This window comes from Phreatobacter sp. (assembly GCF_022843985.1).
Lineage (GTDB): Bacteria > Pseudomonadota > Alphaproteobacteria > Rhizobiales > Phreatobacteraceae > Phreatobacter.
The window spans coordinates 16965-33415 of record NZ_JALHMP010000038.1 but is presented as its reverse complement, the minus strand read 5'-3'; the positions used below and the strand labels follow the sequence as shown (position 1 = coordinate 33415).

Here is a 16451-nt window from a genome sequence, read left to right as displayed (position 1 = left end):
CTACTCGCGTTTCTCGCAAACCTTTGTAAACGAACTCCTTTTCGTCATCACTTAAAGACCAGCCGCCCTTGACATCAGCCTTCGGAGGGCAACGCTCTATCCAGCTGAGCTACGGGTGCATGCCGCGCGGCGCGCCAAACGTCTTTAGCGGATCGTCCGCCGCGCTGCAATCGCCTCGCCGCGCCTGTGCGGCGCTTTCGGGTGGATGGCACGGGCGCGTGTGCTGCCTCCCCGTCGCGCCCCGCGGCAGGGCTGCGGCGCGGTGGTCGCAGCGTCCGTGATCGCCATTTCTCACCGTGCGCAGGATCAACAGACGGCGATCGCGCGGCTGCGGGCTTGCGGACGGCCTGACGCAGGGATAGGTGACGGCCAGCCCTTTTCGGGGATAGACATGTTCCGCCTCCCGCTTCGTATCCTCGGTTTTGTCCTGATCGTCGCCGGCTTCGTGACGCTGGTCATCGATGGAACACGCTCGATCGCCGGCCAGCGGCTGATCGCGACGGCGGTCTCGGACGTGTGGCGCGCCATCCATTTTGACAGCCTGACGTGGGCCGAGGCCTGGACGCGCCAGGCCGCGCCGCCCTGGCTCTGGGATCCCGTCATGCTCACCTTGATCGGCCTGCCGGCGGCGGCCGTTGGCCTCGGGCTCGGGGCGTTGCTGATGTGGATCGGGCGGAGCCGCGCGCCGCAGATCGGCGTCATCGGCCGGCGCTGAAGCGTCAGGCGAGGACGATGTCGAAGCGGAAGCGCGGCAGCGCCGCCGGCTCGAGGACGGCGGTGAGCGCGTCGCGCGCGGCTTCTCCTGGAAGCGAGCGGAACAGCGTATCGCGGGCGTTCATCACCTCGCCGGGGAAATACATCTGCGTGACCAGATCCGGCCGGCCCGCCGCGGCGACACGGAAATGGATGTGCGGTGTGCGCATGAACGAGCCGCTGCCGTAGAAGCGCGGCCGGATGGTGCGGAAGAGGAAGGCGCCGGCCTGCGTGGTGCGGACGGTCCCGAAACCCTGGAAATTCGGATCGGCCGTTCCGGCGCTCTCGCGCGGGTGGTGGTAGCGGCCCTGGTGGTCGGCCTGCCAGATCTCGACCGTGGCGCCGGCGAGGGCGCCGCCCCTGGCTGCAAGAACGCGCCCGGTGACCTCGATCACCTCGCCCTCGGCGCGCTGCCTGCGGCCCGCCACCTGCGTCAGGTCGAGGTCCGAATCGGTGGGCTTGGTCACGGGATAATAGGGGCCGCGCATCTGCGGCGGGGTCACCATGCCCGTTGCCAAGGCCGGGCCAGCGACAAGGATCAGGGCCGGGGCTGCGATGAGGCTCCGGCGCAGAGCGTCGGGCCGGTCGCCCCGGCCGGTCTGCTGGCGGCGCTCCGGCACGGCTTGCTGGCTGGCATCTGTCATCGCGGTCGTCCTCGTGGTTCCCCTCGGCCGACATGGCGAGACGGCGCCCTGCCCGGCAACCCACGAAACGGTGAGGTGCGCGTCCTTCACGCAGGCGTGTTGTGGATCGCCGCCAGAGGACCCATGTTATCGTGCCAGGATCGCGCGGGTATCGCCAAGGCCCGGGATCGCGAAAGAGGGGCATCGCGGAGGTATTCCATGTTCGGATTCAGGAAGAAGCTCTCAATGCCTGGGCCCGGTGAGGCCCTGCCTGGCCGGACGACGGCCTTGCCGACGGCCGAGCGGCACTTCGTCAACGGCCATCCGCTGCAGGGCCCCTATCCCGCAGGCTTCGAGACGCTGGTTGTCGGCCTCGGCTGCTTCTGGGGCGCCGAGCGCAAGTTCTGGCAGTTGCCCGGCGTCTTCGTGACGGCGGTCGGCTATGCCGCCGGTGTCACACCCAATCCCACCTATGAGGAGGTCTGTTCGGGCCTGACAGGCCACAACGAGGTGGTGCTGGTGGTCTATGACCCTGCCGAAGTCTCGACCGAGCAGGTGCTGGCGACGTTCTGGGAAAGCCATGACCCGACCCAGGGCATGCGCCAGGGCAACGATGTCGGTACCCAATATCGGTCAGGCATCTATCCGACGACCGAGGCCCAGCGCGCGGCGGCCGAGGCCTCCAGAGCCGTCTATGGCCAGGCGCTCGCGGCGAAGGGCTATGGCCCGATCACCACGGAGATCGTGAAGGCGCCCGCCTTCTATTTCGCCGAGACCTATCACCAGCAATATCTCGCGAAGAACCCGCACGGCTATTGCGGGCTCGGCGGCACCGGCGTGTCCTGCCCGATCGGGACGGGGGTCGCCGCGTGAAGGCGGTGGCGGAGGCGCGCGACCTGGCGCTGGCGGCGGCAGCCCATGCCCGCGCCGCGGGACGCCTGCTCGCCTCGGAGAAGGACCAGGTCGCCGCGGTGCATCTGGCCCGGCGTCACATCAAGAGGGCCCGCAGCCTGCTGCGTGCCCTCCGCCCCCTGGCGCGGCAGGCGGTGGCCCGGGAGAACGGCTTCCTGCGCGCCTTCGCCCATACGCTGGCGCCGCTGCGGGACGCCCATGCGCTGGAGGAGGCAGCCCGGACGGTCGGTGCGCGCGGCCCGGGCGCCGCGCGCGGCGATCGGGTCGATCTCGTGGCGCTCGGCGCGGCGCTGCAACGCCAGGCCCGGGTGATCGGCCGTCTCGCGCCGCAGGATGCCCCCAGGCACTATCTCGCCAAGGCTGTGGGGCGGGCCTATGCCAAAGCGCGACGTGCCTATTTTACCTATGAGACGGCGCCGGGCGAGGAGCCTCTGCACGAGGCCCGCAAGCGGATCAAGGATTGCCTCCATCTCGTCGAGGCGCTGCACGAAGTGAGGCCGCGTGGTGCCCGGCCGAAGGCGGGCAAGCTCGACCGGCTCGGCGAACTGATGGGTGCCATCCGTGATCTGGAATTGCTGTCGCAGCGCATGGCCCATGACGATGCCGGGCGCGCCAAGCGGGTCCGCATTGCGGCGCGTCACACCCGTCTTGCCCGGGAGGTCGCGCGGACCGGCGACAAGACCTTCGCCGCCAAGCCCTCACAGGTCGCGAAGAGCTGGTGCAGGGCACGGGCCTGAGCGCCATGAACTGGCGCGCCATGACGCCGGCGGACCTGCCCGCCGTCAGCACCATCGCCGCGGAGGTTCATCCGGATTTCCCGGAGGATGAGGCGGTCTTCGCCGAGCGGCTGCGGCTCTATCCGGCTGGATGCCACGTGCTCGCCGGTGGCGACGGCGTCGCAGCCTATGCCATCAGCCATCCCTGGCCGGCCCTGTCATGCCCGCCGCTGAACGCTCTGGTTGACGCGCTGCCGGCGGATGCGACGAGCTACTACATTCACGATGTCGCGCTGAGCCGCGCGGTGCGGGGGGCGGGCCATGCGTCCGCGATCGTCGCGGCCCTTGCAGGCCATGCCCGGAGCATCGGCTGCGCCGCGATGAGCCTCGTCGCGGTCAATGGCTCGGCCGGATTCTGGTCCCGCCATGGGTTCACTCAGGCGAAGGCACCAAGCCTTGCGACAAAGCTCGCGAGCTATGGCGATGACGCTCTGTTCATGACGCGCGCTCTTGCCTGACGCATGTTGCAGCGCATCATCCCTTCTGCCACCGTGACATCGCCACCATAATCTGCATCATGCCGCCTCTTTCGGGGCCTGCCGTCGCAGGCCTCGTCCCCGAAGGCCAGGGACTGGGTGCCGATGAGTTCCTTTTCGCTCGCCGACCTCGAGCTGATCGTCGCCCAGCGCGCCAGCGCGGCGCCGGCGGAGAGCTATACTGCGGCATCGCTCGCCAAGGGGGCCTCCCATTGCGCCCGCAAGTTCGGCGAGGAAGCGATCGAGGCAATCATCGCCGCCATCGAGAACGACCGTGACGGCCTGGTGGCGGAAAGCGCCGACGTGCTGTTCCACCTGATGATCGTCTGGAAGGCCCGCGGCGTCACCCTCGACGCGGTGATGGCGGAACTCGCCCGCCGCACATCCCGATCGGGCCATGCCGAAAAGGCATCGCGTCCGCAGACCTCCGAATGAACGAGCGCCCGATGCCCGCAAGCCTCGCCGCCGCCGCCCTGGTCGAGCCTCCCAACGGCAATCCCTCGCCCTATCGCGTCTTCTCGCGCGCCGAATGGGCCGAGAAGCGCGCGGATACGCCGATGACGCTGACACCGGAGGAGGTGGTGAAGCTGCGCTCCTTCACCGACCAGCTGTCCATCGAGGAGGTCGAGGCGATCTACCTGCCGATCTCGCGCCTGCTGTCGTTCTACGTGGCCGCCCAGCAAAAGCTGTCGCGCGCCAGCCAGTCCTTCCTCGGCGCCAAGGACGTGAAGATCCCCTTTGTCATCGGTGTTGCCGGATCGGTCGCGGTGGGAAAATCGACCACGTCGCGCGTGCTGCAGGCGCTGCTGTCGCGCTGGTCCAACACGCCGAAGGTCGATCTCGTCACCACCGACGGTTTCCTCTTCCCCAACGCCCATCTGGAGCGTGACGGGCTGATGAAGAAGAAGGGTTTTCCCGAGAGCTACGACACCAAGGCGCTGCTGCGCTTTCTTGCCGCCGTGAAGGCAGGCGAGCGGCATGTACGGGCGCCGGTCTATTCGCATCTCGTCTATGACGTCGTGCCCGGCGGGACGGTGGAGGTCGATCGCCCGGACATCCTCATCGTCGAGGGGCTCAACGTGCTGCAGACCGGCCGCGCCCCGCGCGAGGGCAAGGCCATCCCCTTCGTCTCCGACTATTTCGACTTCTCCATCTTCATCGACGCTGAGGAGGAGGTGCTGGAGCGCTGGTATCTCGACCGCTTCATGCGGCTGCGCGAGACCGCTTTCCGCGATCCGCAGAGCTATTTCCGCCGCTATGCCGAGAAGTCGGATTTCGAGGCGATGAAGACGGCGCTGGCGCTCTGGTACGGCATCAACCTCGTCAACCTCAGGGACAACATCCTGCCGACGCGCCATCGCGCCAAGCTGATCCTGAAGAAGGCCGATGACCACAAGATCGAGAGCGTCAGCCTGCGACGGGTGTGAGAGGCGAGGTCGCGGCGCTCTGGTGGGCGTCGTGCCCCGTTGCCGCATCCCCGATCGGACGAGATGACAGGCCTCGTTGCCTCGGTTAGCTCTCTGACACCGCCCGATCCAACGAGGACTGCCTATGGCCACCTACGAGACCCTCATCGTCGAGACCCGCGGCAAGGTCGGGCTGATCACCCTCAACCGGCCGAAAGCTCTGAATGCGCTGAACAGCCAGCTCATCGGCGAGCTCAATGTCGTGCTCGACGGCTTCGAGAAGGACCCGGCCATCGCCTGCATCGTCGTCACCGGCTCGGAGAAGGCCTTCGCGGCCGGCGCCGACATCCTGGAGATGAAGGACAAGACCTATCCGGAGAGCTATCTGGAGGACTTCATCACCGCCTGGGATCGCGTCGGCCAGCGGCGCAAGCCGATGATTGCAGCCGTGGCCGGATTCGCGCTCGGCGGCGGCTGCGAGCTCGCCATGATGTGCGACTTCATCCTGGCGGCCGAGACCGCGAAGTTCGGCCAGCCGGAGATCAAGCTTGGTGTCATGCCAGGGGCCGGCGGCACCCAGCGTCTCACCCGTTTCGTCGGCAAGTCCAAGGCCATGGAGATGTGCCTCACCGGCCGGATGATGGATGCGGGAGAGGCCGAGCGCGTCGGGCTCGTCTCGCGCATCGTTCCGGCCGCCGATCTGATCGAGGAAGCGGTGAAGGTCGCCGGCCAGATCGCCGACATGTCGATGCCGACCGTCATGATGACCAAGGAGGCGGTGAACCGCTCCTACGAGACGACTCTGGCCGAGGGTATCCGTTTCGAGCGCCGGGTTTTCCACGCGATGTTCGCCATGGCCGACCAGAAGGAAGGCATGTCCGCCTTCGCCGAGAAGCGCAAGCCGGCCTTCAAGAACCGCTAAAAGGGCATGGCTGCCGGGCATTCGGGTCGCGCGCAGGTGCTCTGCAGTCCGGCGGGGTGCAATTTGTCTCACGATCGGTGCCAATCAGGGCCTCAACGAGGGTCCTCGGAGGTCGTGACCATGCCCGTTTCCCTGGCCGATATCGCGACGGCTCATGCCAGTCGCTATCTCCAGCAGCTCTGCAAGCACTGGAGCCACAAGTTCGCGGTCTCCTTCGACGAGCACTCTGGGCAGGTGCCGTTCAGCGAGGAGGCGGCCCTCAGCCTGAGCGCCAACGGTGATGTCTTGAGTCTGAAGCTCGAGGCCTCCGCCGACAGACTGCCGACGCTGGAAGAGGTTGTCGCCGAGCACCTCAAGCGCTTCGCCTTCCGCGAGGACCTGCACATCGACTGGCAGCCGATCGGCTAGGTGTTTCGCCGTTCGGAGGGCCTCGCCGCGACGCAGCAATCTGTGGCAGCATGGCGGAAGCCGGGAGAGTGGCCCGGTCGAGGAGGCCCCATGACCTTCGTCACCGACATGCTGGCGACCGTCTCGCGCCGCAGCCGCGAATTGATCGGCTGGAAGCCGGTGGAACTGCGGCCCCGCAAGGCATCTGACATCGTCGCCCTGGCGCGCACACTCCTGTCGCGGCGGGGAGAAGCCTCCGGCACGGCACTGGCACGCGATATCCTCGATGGCTACCGCCAGCTCGACGAGGCCGGGCGTCTTACCGTCCTGCGGGACTTCGCCGAAGGATTCGGTGCCGACCGCGGCAAACTCGATGCCGCCATCGGCGCCTATCAGGCCGATCCTTCGCCTGCGGCCGCCGCCACGCTCCATGCCGCCGCCGAACCCCGCCGGCAGGAACTGATCCGCCGCCTCAACCTCGCCCCACGCGGCACGGCCGCTCTGGTGCGGATGCGCGATGACCTGCTTGCCGCGCTGCCCGCCCATCCCGATCTGAAGGTCCTGGACGATGACCTCGTCCATCTTTTTTCTTCCTGGTTCAATCGGGGGTTTCTGGTCGTGAGGCGCATCGACTGGTCGACGCCGGCCAATATCCTGGAAAAGATCATCCGCTACGAGGCGGTCCACGAGATCCGTGACTGGGACGCGTTGCGCCGCCGCCTCGAACCGGTCGATCGGCGCTGTTACGCCTTCTTCCATCCGCGCCTGGACGACGAACCGCTGATCTTCGTCGAGGTGGCGCTGACCGCCGACATCCCCGCCGCGATCGGCCCGCTGATTGCGGAGGGAGCCGCGCCGCTGGCCGCCGACGAGGCGCGCGTCGCCGTCTTCTACTCCATCTCGAATTGCCAGACGGGGCTCACCGGCATCTCCTTCGGCTCGCTTCTGATCAAGCAGGTGGTGGAGGAGTTGAAGCGGGAACTGCCGAAGCTGACCACCTTCGTCACCCTGTCACCGGTGCCGGGCTTCGCCAAATGGCTGGCCAAGGAGCGCAGGACGGAGACCGGCTTCCTTCTGGAGGAGGACCGCCAGCTGCTGGCGACGCTGGACGCTCCCGACTGGCGCGCCGATGGCGCCCGCGCCCAGAAGGTCGACAAGCTGCTGGCGCGATGTGCGGCGCGCTATTTCCTCACTGGAAAGACCACGGGCAACCGGCCGCTCGATCCGGTTGCGCGCTTCCATCTCGGCAACGGCGCCCGGCTGGAGCGGATCAACAGTGGTGCCGACCTGTCGGAGGCGGGCCTTGGCCAGTCCCACGGGGTGATGGTCAACTACCTCTACGATCTCGCCCGGATCGAGGAGAACCATGAGGCCTATGCCGAGCGCCGCGAGGTGGTGGCGGCTTCCTCCGTGCGCAAGCTGGCGGAAGCGCGCGGCTGAAGTCTTTGCCGTCGCGGCCCATGCGATTCGCGCGCCGGCGCGTCGATCCAGGGGCCATGGGGGGCGCGGGCGTGATGTGGCGCTCGACGACGAGACCGTTGTTCTCGTGGCGTGACCGCCCAGCGAAAAGGGCGGCCCGCGGGCCGCCCTTCCGGTGTCTCGAGCCTTCAAAAGACGGCGAGGCGGATCACTCCGCAGCGTCGCCCTCTTCGGCGGCGGCTTCCTTCTGCTTCTTCTCGAGGTCCTCGCCGGTCGCCTGGTCGACGACCTTCATGGACAGGCGGGTCTTGCCGCGATCGTCGAAGCCGAGGAGCTTCACCTTCACCTTGTCGCCCTCCTTGACCACGTCGGTGACCTTGCCGACGCGGTTGTTGGCGAGCTGCGAGATGTGGACGAGGCCGTCGCGCGAACCGAAGAAGTTCACGAAGGCGCCGAAATCGACGACCTTCACCACGGTGCCCTCGTAGATCATGCCGAGCTCGGGCTCCTGCGTGATCGACTTGATCCAGTTCACCGCGGCGCGGATCTGCTCGCCGTTGGCCGAGGCCACCTTCACGGTGCCGTCGTCCTCGATGTTCACCTTGGCGCCGGTCTTCTCGACGATCTCGCGGATCACCTTGCCGCCGGTGCCGATCACTTCACGGATCTTGTCGGTGGGGATCTTGAAGCTCTCGATGCGTGGGGCGTGCTCGCCGAGCTCGGCGCGGGCCGAAGTCAGGGCCTTGGCCATCTCGTCGAGGATGTGCTCGCGGCCGCCCTTGGCCTGGCCGAGGGCGACCTTCATGATCTCCTCGGTGATGCCGGCGATCTTGATGTCCATCTGCAGCGAGGTGATGCCCTCGGCGGTGCCGGCGACCTTGAAGTCCATGTCGCCGAGATGGTCCTCGTCGCCGAGGATGTCGGAGAGCACCGCATAGCGCTCGCCCTCGAGGATCAGGCCCATGGCGATGCCAGCCACCGGCCGCTTGATCGGCACGCCGGCATCCATCAGCGCCAGCGAGGCGCCGCAGACCGTGGCCATGGAGGACGACCCGTTCGACTCGGTGATCTCCGACACGACGCGGATCGTGTAGGGGAACTCGTGGCGCTCGGGCAGCATCGGATGGACGGCGCGCCAGGCGAGCTTGCCGTGGCCGACTTCGCGGCGGCCAGGACGGCCCATGCGGCCGGCTTCACCCACCGAGAAGGGGGGGAAGTTGTAGTGCAGGAGGAAGTTCTCCTTGTAGGTGCCCGTCAGCGAGTCGATGAACTGCTCGTCCTCGGCGGTGCCGAGCGTGGTGACGACCATCGCCTGGGTCTCGCCACGGGTGAACAGGGCCGAGCCGTGGGTGCGCGGCAGGATGCCGACCTCGGAGACGATCGGGCGGACGGTGACGAGGTCACGGCCGTCGATGCGGCTGCCGGTGTCGAGGATGTTCCAGCGGACGACCTTGGCCTCGAGCTCCTTGAAGACGCCGGCGACGACCAGCTTGTCGTGCTTGCCTTCGCCGGTGAAGGCCTCGAGAGCCTTCTTCTTCACTTCGCCGACGGCGGCGTAGCGGGCGGTCTTCTCGCGGATCGTATAGGCGGCGCGCAGGTCCTTCTCGACCAGGGCGAGGATCTCTTTCTCCAGCGCCGAATGGTCCGGCGGGGTGAAATCGCGCGGCTCCTTGGCGGCCTTGTCGGCCAGCGCGATGATCGCGTTGATGATCGGCTGGAAGTACTTGTGGCCGAACATGACGGCACCGAGCATGATCTCCTCGGAGAGCTCCTGCGCCTCCGATTCCACCATCAGCACGGCGTCGGCGGTGCCGGCGACGACGAGGTCGAGCTTCGACTCCTTCATGTCGTCGACATAGGGGTTCAGCACATATTCGCCGTCGATATAGCCGACGCGGGCGGCGCCCACCGGGCCCATGAAGGGCACGCCGGACAGGGTCAGCGCGGCAGAGGCGGCGACCATGGCGAGCACGTCGGGGTCGTTCTCCATGTCATGGGAGAGCGTGGTGATGACGACCTGGGTCTCGTTCTTGTAGCCCTCGACGAAGAGGGGGCGGATCGGACGGTCGATCAGGCGGGAGATCAGCGTCTCGCGCTCGGTCGGCTGGCCCTCGCGCTTGAAGTAGCCGCCCGGGATGCGTCCGGCGGCGAAATACTTCTCCTGGTAGTTGACGGTCAGCGGGAAGAAGTCAATGCCGGCCTTCGGCTCGTAGTTGGAGACGACGGTGGCAAGCACGGTGGTCTCGCCATAGGTGGCGAGCACGGCGCCATGGGCCTGGCGGGCGACCTTGCCGGTCTCGAGCACGAGCTTGCGACCACCCCAGGTGATCTCCTCGCGATGGGTTTCGAACATCTTGTTTCCTTTCTCGGACGGATCGGACGGCAGACGGCCATGCGCAAGACGGCGAGAGGCTCGTTCTCAGGATCTAGCGATCCCGAGCCCCTTGCGATCCTGCCATGGCGGTCGACGCGTCCAGTGGATTTGGCCTTGTTGGCGCGCAGGTCGCGCGGGTCGCGGCCTGCGATGGAAGAAGGGCGTTCCGGTCACCGGAAGCCCGGAATAAGGCTCGGCCCCGTGCGGTGATCCGCCGGGGCCGGTCCGATCGGTTCAGCGGCGGATGCCGAGGCGCTCGATGAGCGATTTATAGCGGGCCTCGTCCTTGCGCTTCACATAGTCGAGGAGCGAACGGCGGGCAGAGACCATCTTCAGCAGGCCGCGGCGGGAATGGTTGTCCTTCGCGTGGGTCTTGAAGTGGTCGGTCAGGTTGGTGATGCGCTCGGTGAGAATGGCCACCTGGACTTCGGGCGAACCGGTGTCGCCGGTCTTGGTGGCATATTCCAGGATCAGTTCGGCCTTGCGGGCGTCGGAAATCGACATCGGGTGTTCCTTCTGTGGGAATGGATCGATGCGGCCGGCGCCGGGATGTCGTCCAGCGCGGTCGGATGGCCGTGGAGCGCGATCGGGCGCAGGGCACGGTCCGGCTTCCGCAGCGGAGGCCGGAGGCGCGGCTTATACACGAAAATGGCAGCAAGGGAAGCGATTGGACATGTTCCCGTTTCATTCCTGGCGGGTCTGCGGCAGGATGGGCCCGATGTTCGGATCAGCCATGCCTTCACCCGTCCCGCCGATCGACGGCCGCCAGTCGCCGGGGGCCCGCGCCATCGCGCGCGGCACGACCCGGTTGCTGGCGGCCATGGATTTCGCCGTGGTGCCCGAACTGCCGCTGCCATCCGGCCGCCGCGCCGACCTGACGGCGCTGTCGCGCAAAGGCGCGTTGTGGATCGTCGAGATCAAGTCGTCGGTCCAGGATTTCCGCACCGACGCCAAATGGGGCGACTACCGTGCCCATGCCGATCGCGTGCTTTTCGCCGTGGCGCCCGACTTTCCCGTTGGCCTGCTGCCGGAAAGTGCCGGCCTCATTCTCGCCGATGCCCATGGCGCCGACCTGGTTCGAGAGGGCCAGTCGGCCGCCCTGCCGGCCCCGACGCGCAAGGTGATGATGCTGCGCTTCGCGCGGGCCGCAGCCGGGCGGATGACGCTGCTCTGTGACCCGCAGGCCCGGGGGCAGTCGGACCTGTAGGACGCGGCAAAGGCGCGTCGGCTTGCGCTCAGCGCGGAGCGCGCTTGGCGAGGATGCGCTGGAGCGTGCGGCGGTGCATGCCGAGGCGCCGGGCGGTTTCCGACACATTGCGGCTACACAGCTCGTAGATCCGCTGGATGTGCTCCCAGCGTACGCGGTCGGCCGACATCGGATTCTCCGGAAGGTCGGCGGTCTTGCCGGCAAGGGCGAGCAGCGCGGCGAAGACCTCGTCGGCATCGGCGGGCTTGGCGAGATAGTCGACAGCGCCGAGCTTCACCGCCGTGACGGCCGTCGCGATATTGCCATAGCCGGTGAGGATCACGCCGCGAGCGTCGGGCCGAGCCTCATTCAGCGCGGAGATGACGTCGAGCCCATTGCCGTCGCCGAGGCGCATGTCGACCACCGCGAAGGCCGGCGGCCGGGTTGCAACCGCGGCGAGCCCTTCGGCGACGCTTTCTGCCGCCGTGACCTGGAAGCCTCGGGCTTCCATCGCCCGGGAGAGGCGCTGCAGGAAAGGCTTGTCGTCATCGACCAGGAGCAGGGAACGATCCGCGGGAAGCGCAAACTCGGGCGTCTGCGCGCCGGACTCGGTCGGAAGCATCGGTCTCTCTCCTCGGTGAGGGGAACTGTCACGGACTGCTGACTTAACCCGCGATGTAGGGTCGCGGGCCTCTCAGCTCAAGGCGTCGCCGCCACTTGCAGCCGCGACGATCCGCCGCTTGCCGCCGATCCGAAGGCGCTACGCGGCCAGGTTACCTCGACGATCGCGCCGGTTTCGAGCCCCGGCCGGTTGCGGTAGGTCACGCGCGCGCCGGAGCGCTGCAACAGGGTCTTGGCGATGAAGACACCCAGACCCATGCCTGCCTTCTCCTCGCCCGGATCCTCCGTCGAGGAGGCCCGACGGCCGCGGCCGCGCCCCTTGCCACGGCGGGTCAGGTAGGGCTCGCCGACGCGCTCGAGAATGTCGGGCGCAAGGCCCGGGCCATCGTCGATGATGGTCACCGTGACGGCCTCCTCGTCCCAGCGGGCGGCGATCACCACAGCGGACCGTGCGAAGTCGACGGCGTTCTCCACGATGTTGCCGAGACCATAGAGGAGGCCGGGATTGCGGGCGATGAGCGGTTCGCCGTCGCGCTTGTCGGGCAGGTCGACGGTGATGGCGATGTCGAAGAAGCGGTGCGGCTGCGCCACCTCCTCAATCAACTGGGCCAGCGACATCGTATCGAAGGGCGCGTCTCCGCTCGACAGGCTCTTGAGCTTGGCGAGGATGTCGCGGCAGCGCTGCACCTGCTCGCGCAGCAGGGTCATGTCCTCGCCGATGGGGCCGTCTTTTGGCAGGACGCCGGCGAGTTCCTTGGTGACGAGGGCGATGGTGGCGAGCGGCGTGCCGAGTTCATGGGCGGCGGCGGCGGCGAGGCCATCGAGCTGGGAGAGGTGCTGCTCGCGGGCGAGGACGAGCTCTGTGGCGGTGAGGGCGTCGGTGAGCTGGCGCTGTTCCTCGGCCACCTGCCAGACATAGAGGCCGATGAAGGACAGGCAGATCAGCAGCGCCACATAGACGCCGATCAGGTAGAGGGGCGGCAACCGAAGATCGTTCTTCCACTCCCAGGGCAGGGGCATGTGGATGTAGCCGACGAAGGTGGCGCAGACGACGGTCAGGAGCCCGAGGAGCAGCGTGGTCCGCGGCGGCTGGGACGTCGCCGAAATGAGGACCGGACCGAGAAAGAGGAAGGAGAAAGGATTTTCCAGGCCGCCGGTCAGGTAGAGCAGCATGGCAAGCTGGACGATGTCCCAGGCGAGGGAGAACCCGGCTTCCAGCGGCGAGAGGCGGTGGTTTGCCGGATAGCGCAGGCGCAGCGTGATGTTGATCCAGGCCGAGGCGGCCACCGCGAGCAGGCAGAGATCGAGCGGCAGGTCGGCGTTCAGGCCCCAATAGACCGCCACGATGGCGGTGGTCTGGCCGACCACGGCGAACCAGCGCAGGCGGATCAGCGTCTCGAGGCGCAGGCTGCGCATGGCCGGCGCGGTGTCGATCATCGAGGGAAGCAGGGCATTGGGCATCTTCCGAAACTAGGCGCTTCGCCGGGCAAAAGCCAAGCCGCGCCGTCGCGGGCCACCAGCGGCGGCATGCCGCGCTCCCCGTTGCGACCCGCCGCTAGCCCGCTTGCGCCAGGTCGGCGACCACCGCATTGAGGACCGGAAACCCCGTCGGCGTGACCTTCAGCCGGCCGCCCGGCAGGTATTGGACGAAGCCCTGATCGGCCAGGAAGGCGATGCGCTCGGGATCGAGCGGCGTGCCGGACAGCGCCGCGTAGCGCGACAGATCGATGCCCTCGGCGAGACGCAGGCCCATGACCAGGAACTCGTCGGCATTGTCCATCTGCGCGAGGTGTTCCTCGGCGACGATGCCGGAGCCCTGTTTCTCGACGCACTCCAGCCAGGTCTCCGGGTGCCTTTCGGTCGAGGTCGCCACCCGGCCGTTGCCGAGGGAGAGCCGCCCATGCGCGCCGGGCCCCGCGCCGACAAAGTCGCCGGATCGCCAGTAGATGAGGTTGTGGCGGCATTCGGCGCCGGGGCGCGCGTGATTGGAAATCTCATAGGCCGGAAGGCCCGCCTCGGTGCAGACGGCTTGCGTCAGATCATAGAGGACACGCCCCATCTCCGCATCGGGCATGGCCAGCTTGCCGGCCTTGTAAAGGGCCTCGAACATCGTGTCGGGCTCGATGGTGAGCTGGTAGAGCGACAGGTGCTCGGCCGCTTCCGCGATGGCGCGCCGCAGCTCCGCCTCCCATCCTGCTTCGGTCTGGCCGGGCCGGGCATAGATGAGGTCGAAGGAATAGCGGTCGAAATGGCGGCGGGCGACGTCGACGGCACGCAGGGCCTCATCGGCCGAGTGGGTGCGGCCGAGGCTCTTCAGGTCGGCATCGTCGAGCGCCTGGACGCCGAGCGAGACACGGTTGACGCCTGCCGCGCGGAAGCCGCGGAAGCGTTCCGCCTCGACGCTGGTCGGATTGGCCTCCAGTGTCACCTCGCAACCGGGCGCGACGGTCCAGAGCCGGGCGATGGTGTCGAGGATGGCGCCGACCGTGGCGGGCTCCATCAGCGAGGGCGTGCCGCCGCCGAGGAAGATGGAGGAGACGGTGCGCCCGGGCGTGCGCCGCGCCGCGGTCGCCAGTTCCCGGCCGAAGGCGGCGACGAAGCGCGCCTGGTCAGGCGCGACATGCCGGACATGGCTGTTGAAGTCGCAATAGGGGCATTTCGAGGCGCAGAAGGGCCAGTGGACATAGATTCCGAAGCCGGGATCGTCCGGGCCCCCCGTGCCTGGCGGGGAAAAGGTCATGGGCGAGGGTCTCGGCGCCGGTCGGAAGGTCCGGCGGCTCTCCGCGTGAGGTAGCTTTCCCGGGGCCGGATGGCTAGGGGAACGTGCGACTTCCGCGTCATCCCCCGGCACAGGCCTGGGCCTGACGGAAGAGGGGCAGGAGCGAGCAGAGCGAGCAACGGGGATCGGCGACGGCTTCGCGCCGCGAGCCAATGTCAGCCCTCAATCTCCCGCTGGCTCCAGCGCCAGCCATTCGCGCACCCGGGTTTCGGGATCGTCGGCCTTGGCGATGTCGGAGACGACGGCGATCGAATCGGCCCCCGCGCCACAGACGGAGGGCGCGCGTTCCAGTGTGATCCCACCGATGGCGACGAGCGGGATGGCGCCGATCCGCTTCTTCCACTGGCCGATGCGGTCGAGGCCCTGGGGGCCGAAGCGCATGGCCTTGACCGTCGTCTCGAAGATCGGACCGAGGGCGATGTAATCCGGCGCATGGGCGAGCGCGGTGTCGAGCTCGGCTTCGTCGTGGGTCGAGAGCCCGAGCGTCAGACCCGCGGCCCGGATGGCCCGGACGTCGGCCGTGGCGAGGTCCTCCTGGCCGAGATGCAGATGGCGGGCCCCACCGGCGATGGCGGCGCGCCAGTAATCATTGATGACCAGCCGGACCGGCAGGCCCTCGACCGATTCGACGGCCTCGCGGACGAGGGCCGCGGCCTGCGCCTCGCCGAGCCCCTTGACCCGCAGTTGGATCGTGCCGACGCCGAGATTGGCGAGATCCATCAGCGAACGGATGCTGTCGACAACGGGGTAGAAGCGGTCGGGATAGGGCATAGGCGTCATGGGCTCGTGCTCCTGATGGCGATGAAACGGGCTCACGGCCCTCGGGGGCAAACGGACTCTGACGGCGGCATGCGGCAAGTCAAGGCGCCACCGCCGTGCTAACCGATCCGCCTGCGTTCCTCCTCCATCACCCTTTCCGCCCTTTCCATCATCTCGCCGGCCTTGAGGCCGGCCGGGATCAGCGGCAGGCAGGACATGGTGATGGTGCCGGGGCGCTTGGCCGGGTTGCCGATGCCCCAGAACCGGCCGGAATTGACCACGACCGGCAGGACCGGCACGTCGAGCCGGCCATAGAGCAGTTCGACGCCGCGCTTGAAGGCGATGGCCTCGTCGGGGTCCTTGCGGGTGCCCTCTGGGAACAGCAGAACCGGGCGCCCTTCGGCAAGCGCCGCCTTGGCACCCTCGACCATGCGGCGCAGCGCCTGCGTTCCCGATTCGCGGTCAATGGTGATCATCGGCGAATGACGCAGGTACCAGCCGAAGACCGGGATCTTCAGCAATTCCTCCTTGGCGACGATGGCGACGTCCGGAAACAGACGGATGAAGGCGATGGTCTCCCAGGTCGACTGGTGATTGCAGACGATGAGGCAGGGCCCGGTCGGGCGGTTGGCGCTGCCGATCTCGACATGGTCGAGGCCGATGACGGTGCGCAGGAGCCCCATGACGCCGGATACCCAGAGCCGCGACACGCCGCGCAGACGCCGGGCGTCGGCCCAGAGCAGCGCCGGGATCAAGGCGCCGAACAGGGCGGTCCAGCCGCCGAGAAGGAGATCGAAGGCTCGGGAGCGGAGTGCGGTCATGGTCTCCGATCACGGTGGCGCGCGGCCGTCGCGCCGCGCGCGGGCCTGTGGGGGGATGACATAGGCAGTGTCGTCGCCCCTGTCACCTTCCCCGATCATGCAGGTCGATCATGTCGGGCAAATGGCGCGGGGGCGCGATGCGGTTTGCAGCTTTCACCCTGTCGGGCAAATCGGGTAAAGACCCTGCGACCGTCGCGCATCCGGACGCGACCCGATCAAGACGCGATCCGTCGGAGC

General features: G+C 67.8%; 18 protein-coding genes. 10 read left to right on the top strand and 8 right to left on the bottom strand.

Going from position 1 to position 16451, the window contains the following annotated elements; all coding sequences use genetic code 11:
• Positions 1 to 391 precede the first annotated feature (391 nt).
• Complete coding sequence (locus tag Q0C57_RS19425; protein ID WP_296579071.1) at positions 392 to 715, top strand: PetM family of cytochrome b6f complex subunit 7; 324 nt, start codon at positions 392 to 394, stop codon at positions 713 to 715.
• Positions 716 to 719: 4 nt separating this feature from the next.
• Here the strand turns inward: Q0C57_RS19425 and Q0C57_RS19420 are convergent, their stop codons facing one another.
• Positions 720 to 1397, bottom strand: a complete 678-nt coding sequence (locus Q0C57_RS19420) for a protocatechuate 3,4-dioxygenase (RefSeq protein ID WP_296579068.1) — start codon at positions 1395 to 1397, stop codon at positions 720 to 722.
• 198 nt (positions 1398 to 1595) lie between these two features.
• On the opposite strand from Q0C57_RS19420, the gene msrA reads away from it, so the two are divergent.
• The 8 genes from msrA (at position 1596) to Q0C57_RS19380 (ending at position 7695) form a co-directional block, all read left to right on the top strand.
• Positions 1596 to 2249: a peptide-methionine (S)-S-oxide reductase MsrA gene (msrA, locus tag Q0C57_RS19415; protein WP_296579066.1), complete on the top strand. Its 654-nt coding sequence runs from the start codon at positions 1596 to 1598 to the stop codon at positions 2247 to 2249.
• Positions 2246 to 3025 (top strand): CHAD domain-containing protein, encoded by a 780-nt coding sequence (locus Q0C57_RS19410; protein ID WP_296579064.1) that lies wholly within the window; start codon positions 2246 to 2248, stop codon positions 3023 to 3025. Before msrA ends, Q0C57_RS19410 begins: the two co-directional genes overlap by 4 nt.
• The gene (locus tag Q0C57_RS19405; RefSeq protein ID WP_366937860.1) at positions 3007 to 3522 is read left to right on the top strand and encodes a GNAT family N-acetyltransferase; all 516 of its coding nucleotides are present in this window, start codon (positions 3007 to 3009) and stop codon (positions 3520 to 3522) included. Before Q0C57_RS19410 ends, Q0C57_RS19405 begins: the two co-directional genes overlap by 19 nt.
• Positions 3523 to 3645: 123 nt before the next feature.
• The gene (locus Q0C57_RS19400) at positions 3646 to 3975 is read left to right on the top strand and encodes a phosphoribosyl-ATP diphosphatase (RefSeq protein ID WP_296579062.1); all 330 of its coding nucleotides are present in this window, start codon (positions 3646 to 3648) and stop codon (positions 3973 to 3975) included.
• A gap of 11 nt (positions 3976 to 3986) precedes the next feature.
• Positions 3987 to 4967 carry a type I pantothenate kinase gene (gene coaA / locus Q0C57_RS19395; protein WP_296579061.1) on the top strand — a complete coding sequence of 327 codons (981 nt, stop codon included), beginning with the start codon at positions 3987 to 3989 and terminating at the stop codon, positions 4965 to 4967.
• 124 nt (positions 4968 to 5091) lie between these two features.
• Positions 5092 to 5868, top strand: coding sequence for an enoyl-CoA hydratase (locus Q0C57_RS19390; protein WP_296579058.1), 777 nt, complete (start codon positions 5092 to 5094; stop codon positions 5866 to 5868).
• Between the two features lie 120 nt (positions 5869 to 5988).
• The gene (locus tag Q0C57_RS19385; protein WP_296579056.1) at positions 5989 to 6276 is read left to right on the top strand and encodes a DUF2218 domain-containing protein; all 288 of its coding nucleotides are present in this window, start codon (positions 5989 to 5991) and stop codon (positions 6274 to 6276) included.
• A 90-nt stretch (positions 6277 to 6366) separates the two neighbouring features.
• Positions 6367 to 7695, top strand: coding sequence for a malonyl-CoA decarboxylase (locus Q0C57_RS19380; protein ID WP_296579053.1), 1329 nt, complete (start codon positions 6367 to 6369; stop codon positions 7693 to 7695).
• A 187-nt stretch (positions 7696 to 7882) separates the two neighbouring features.
• Here Q0C57_RS19380 and pnp read toward each other — a convergent pair whose 3' ends face one another.
• Positions 7883 to 10027 (bottom strand): polyribonucleotide nucleotidyltransferase, encoded by a 2145-nt coding sequence (gene pnp, locus Q0C57_RS19375; RefSeq protein ID WP_296579052.1) that lies wholly within the window; start codon positions 10025 to 10027, stop codon positions 7883 to 7885.
• 255 nt (positions 10028 to 10282) lie between these two features.
• On the bottom strand, positions 10283 to 10552 hold the full coding sequence (gene rpsO, locus Q0C57_RS19370) for a 30S ribosomal protein S15 (RefSeq protein WP_296579049.1): 270 nt from the start codon (positions 10550 to 10552) through the stop codon (positions 10283 to 10285).
• Positions 10553 to 10766: 214 nt separating this feature from the next.
• On the opposite strand from rpsO, the gene Q0C57_RS19365 reads away from it, so the two are divergent.
• Positions 10767 to 11255 (top strand): MmcB family DNA repair protein, encoded by a 489-nt coding sequence (locus Q0C57_RS19365; protein WP_296579048.1) that lies wholly within the window; start codon positions 10767 to 10769, stop codon positions 11253 to 11255.
• Between the two features lie 28 nt (positions 11256 to 11283).
• Here the strand turns inward: Q0C57_RS19365 and Q0C57_RS19360 are convergent, their stop codons facing one another.
• From Q0C57_RS19360 to Q0C57_RS19340, 5 genes are all read right to left on the bottom strand, one after another.
• Entirely contained in the window at positions 11284 to 11856 is a 573-nt protein-coding gene (locus Q0C57_RS19360) for an ActR/PrrA/RegA family redox response regulator transcription factor (RefSeq protein WP_296579046.1), read from the bottom strand.
• Positions 11857 to 11933: 77 nt separating this feature from the next.
• The gene (locus Q0C57_RS19355; protein ID WP_296579045.1) at positions 11934 to 13316 is read right to left on the bottom strand and encodes an ActS/PrrB/RegB family redox-sensitive histidine kinase; all 1383 of its coding nucleotides are present in this window, start codon (positions 13314 to 13316) and stop codon (positions 11934 to 11936) included.
• A 94-nt stretch (positions 13317 to 13410) separates the two neighbouring features.
• Positions 13411 to 14595, bottom strand: coding sequence for a radical SAM family heme chaperone HemW (gene hemW / locus Q0C57_RS19350; protein WP_296579043.1), 1185 nt, complete (start codon positions 14593 to 14595; stop codon positions 13411 to 13413).
• A gap of 201 nt (positions 14596 to 14796) precedes the next feature.
• Complete coding sequence (thiE, locus tag Q0C57_RS19345; RefSeq protein ID WP_296579076.1) at positions 14797 to 15405, bottom strand: thiamine phosphate synthase; 609 nt, start codon at positions 15403 to 15405, stop codon at positions 14797 to 14799.
• A 107-nt stretch (positions 15406 to 15512) separates the two neighbouring features.
• A complete protein-coding gene (locus Q0C57_RS19340; protein WP_296579041.1) occupies positions 15513 to 16214 on the bottom strand; it encodes a 1-acyl-sn-glycerol-3-phosphate acyltransferase in 702 nt (233 codons plus the stop codon).
• Positions 16215 to 16451: the final 237 nt, after the last annotated feature.

What these genes read in the sequence shown, in the direction of transcription:
- Q0C57_RS19365 (WP_296579048.1), top strand. Translation starts at nt 10,767, where the DNA reads ATGTTCGGATCAGCCATGCCTTCACCCGTCCCGCCGATCGACGGCCGC.
- pnp (WP_296579052.1), bottom strand. Translation starts at nt 10,027, where the DNA reads ATGTTCGAAACCCATCGCGAGGAGATCACCTGGGGTGGTCGCAAGCTC.
- Q0C57_RS19340 (WP_296579041.1), bottom strand. Translation starts at nt 16,214, where the DNA reads ATGACCGCACTCCGCTCCCGAGCCTTCGATCTCCTTCTCGGCGGCTGG.
- msrA (WP_296579066.1), top strand. Translation starts at nt 1,596, where the DNA reads ATGTTCGGATTCAGGAAGAAGCTCTCAATGCCTGGGCCCGGTGAGGCC.
- Q0C57_RS19400 (WP_296579062.1), top strand. Translation starts at nt 3,646, where the DNA reads ATGAGTTCCTTTTCGCTCGCCGACCTCGAGCTGATCGTCGCCCAGCGC.
- coaA (WP_296579061.1), top strand. Translation starts at nt 3,987, where the DNA reads ATGCCCGCAAGCCTCGCCGCCGCCGCCCTGGTCGAGCCTCCCAACGGC.
- Q0C57_RS19425 (WP_296579071.1), top strand. Translation starts at nt 392, where the DNA reads ATGTTCCGCCTCCCGCTTCGTATCCTCGGTTTTGTCCTGATCGTCGCC.
- hemW (WP_296579043.1), bottom strand. Translation starts at nt 14,595, where the DNA reads ATGACCTTTTCCCCGCCAGGCACGGGGGGCCCGGACGATCCCGGCTTC.
- Q0C57_RS19420 (WP_296579068.1), bottom strand. Translation starts at nt 1,397, where the DNA reads ATGACAGATGCCAGCCAGCAAGCCGTGCCGGAGCGCCGCCAGCAGACC.
- rpsO (WP_296579049.1), bottom strand. Translation starts at nt 10,552, where the DNA reads ATGTCGATTTCCGACGCCCGCAAGGCCGAACTGATCCTGGAATATGCC.
- Q0C57_RS19380 (WP_296579053.1), top strand. Translation starts at nt 6,367, where the DNA reads ATGACCTTCGTCACCGACATGCTGGCGACCGTCTCGCGCCGCAGCCGC.
- Q0C57_RS19360 (WP_296579046.1), bottom strand. Translation starts at nt 11,856, where the DNA reads ATGCTTCCGACCGAGTCCGGCGCGCAGACGCCCGAGTTTGCGCTTCCC.
- thiE (WP_296579076.1), bottom strand. Translation starts at nt 15,405, where the DNA reads ATGCCCTATCCCGACCGCTTCTACCCCGTTGTCGACAGCATCCGTTCG.
- Q0C57_RS19390 (WP_296579058.1), top strand. Translation starts at nt 5,092, where the DNA reads ATGGCCACCTACGAGACCCTCATCGTCGAGACCCGCGGCAAGGTCGGG.
- Q0C57_RS19355 (WP_296579045.1), bottom strand. Translation starts at nt 13,316, where the DNA reads ATGCCCAATGCCCTGCTTCCCTCGATGATCGACACCGCGCCGGCCATG.
- Q0C57_RS19385 (WP_296579056.1), top strand. Translation starts at nt 5,989, where the DNA reads ATGCCCGTTTCCCTGGCCGATATCGCGACGGCTCATGCCAGTCGCTAT.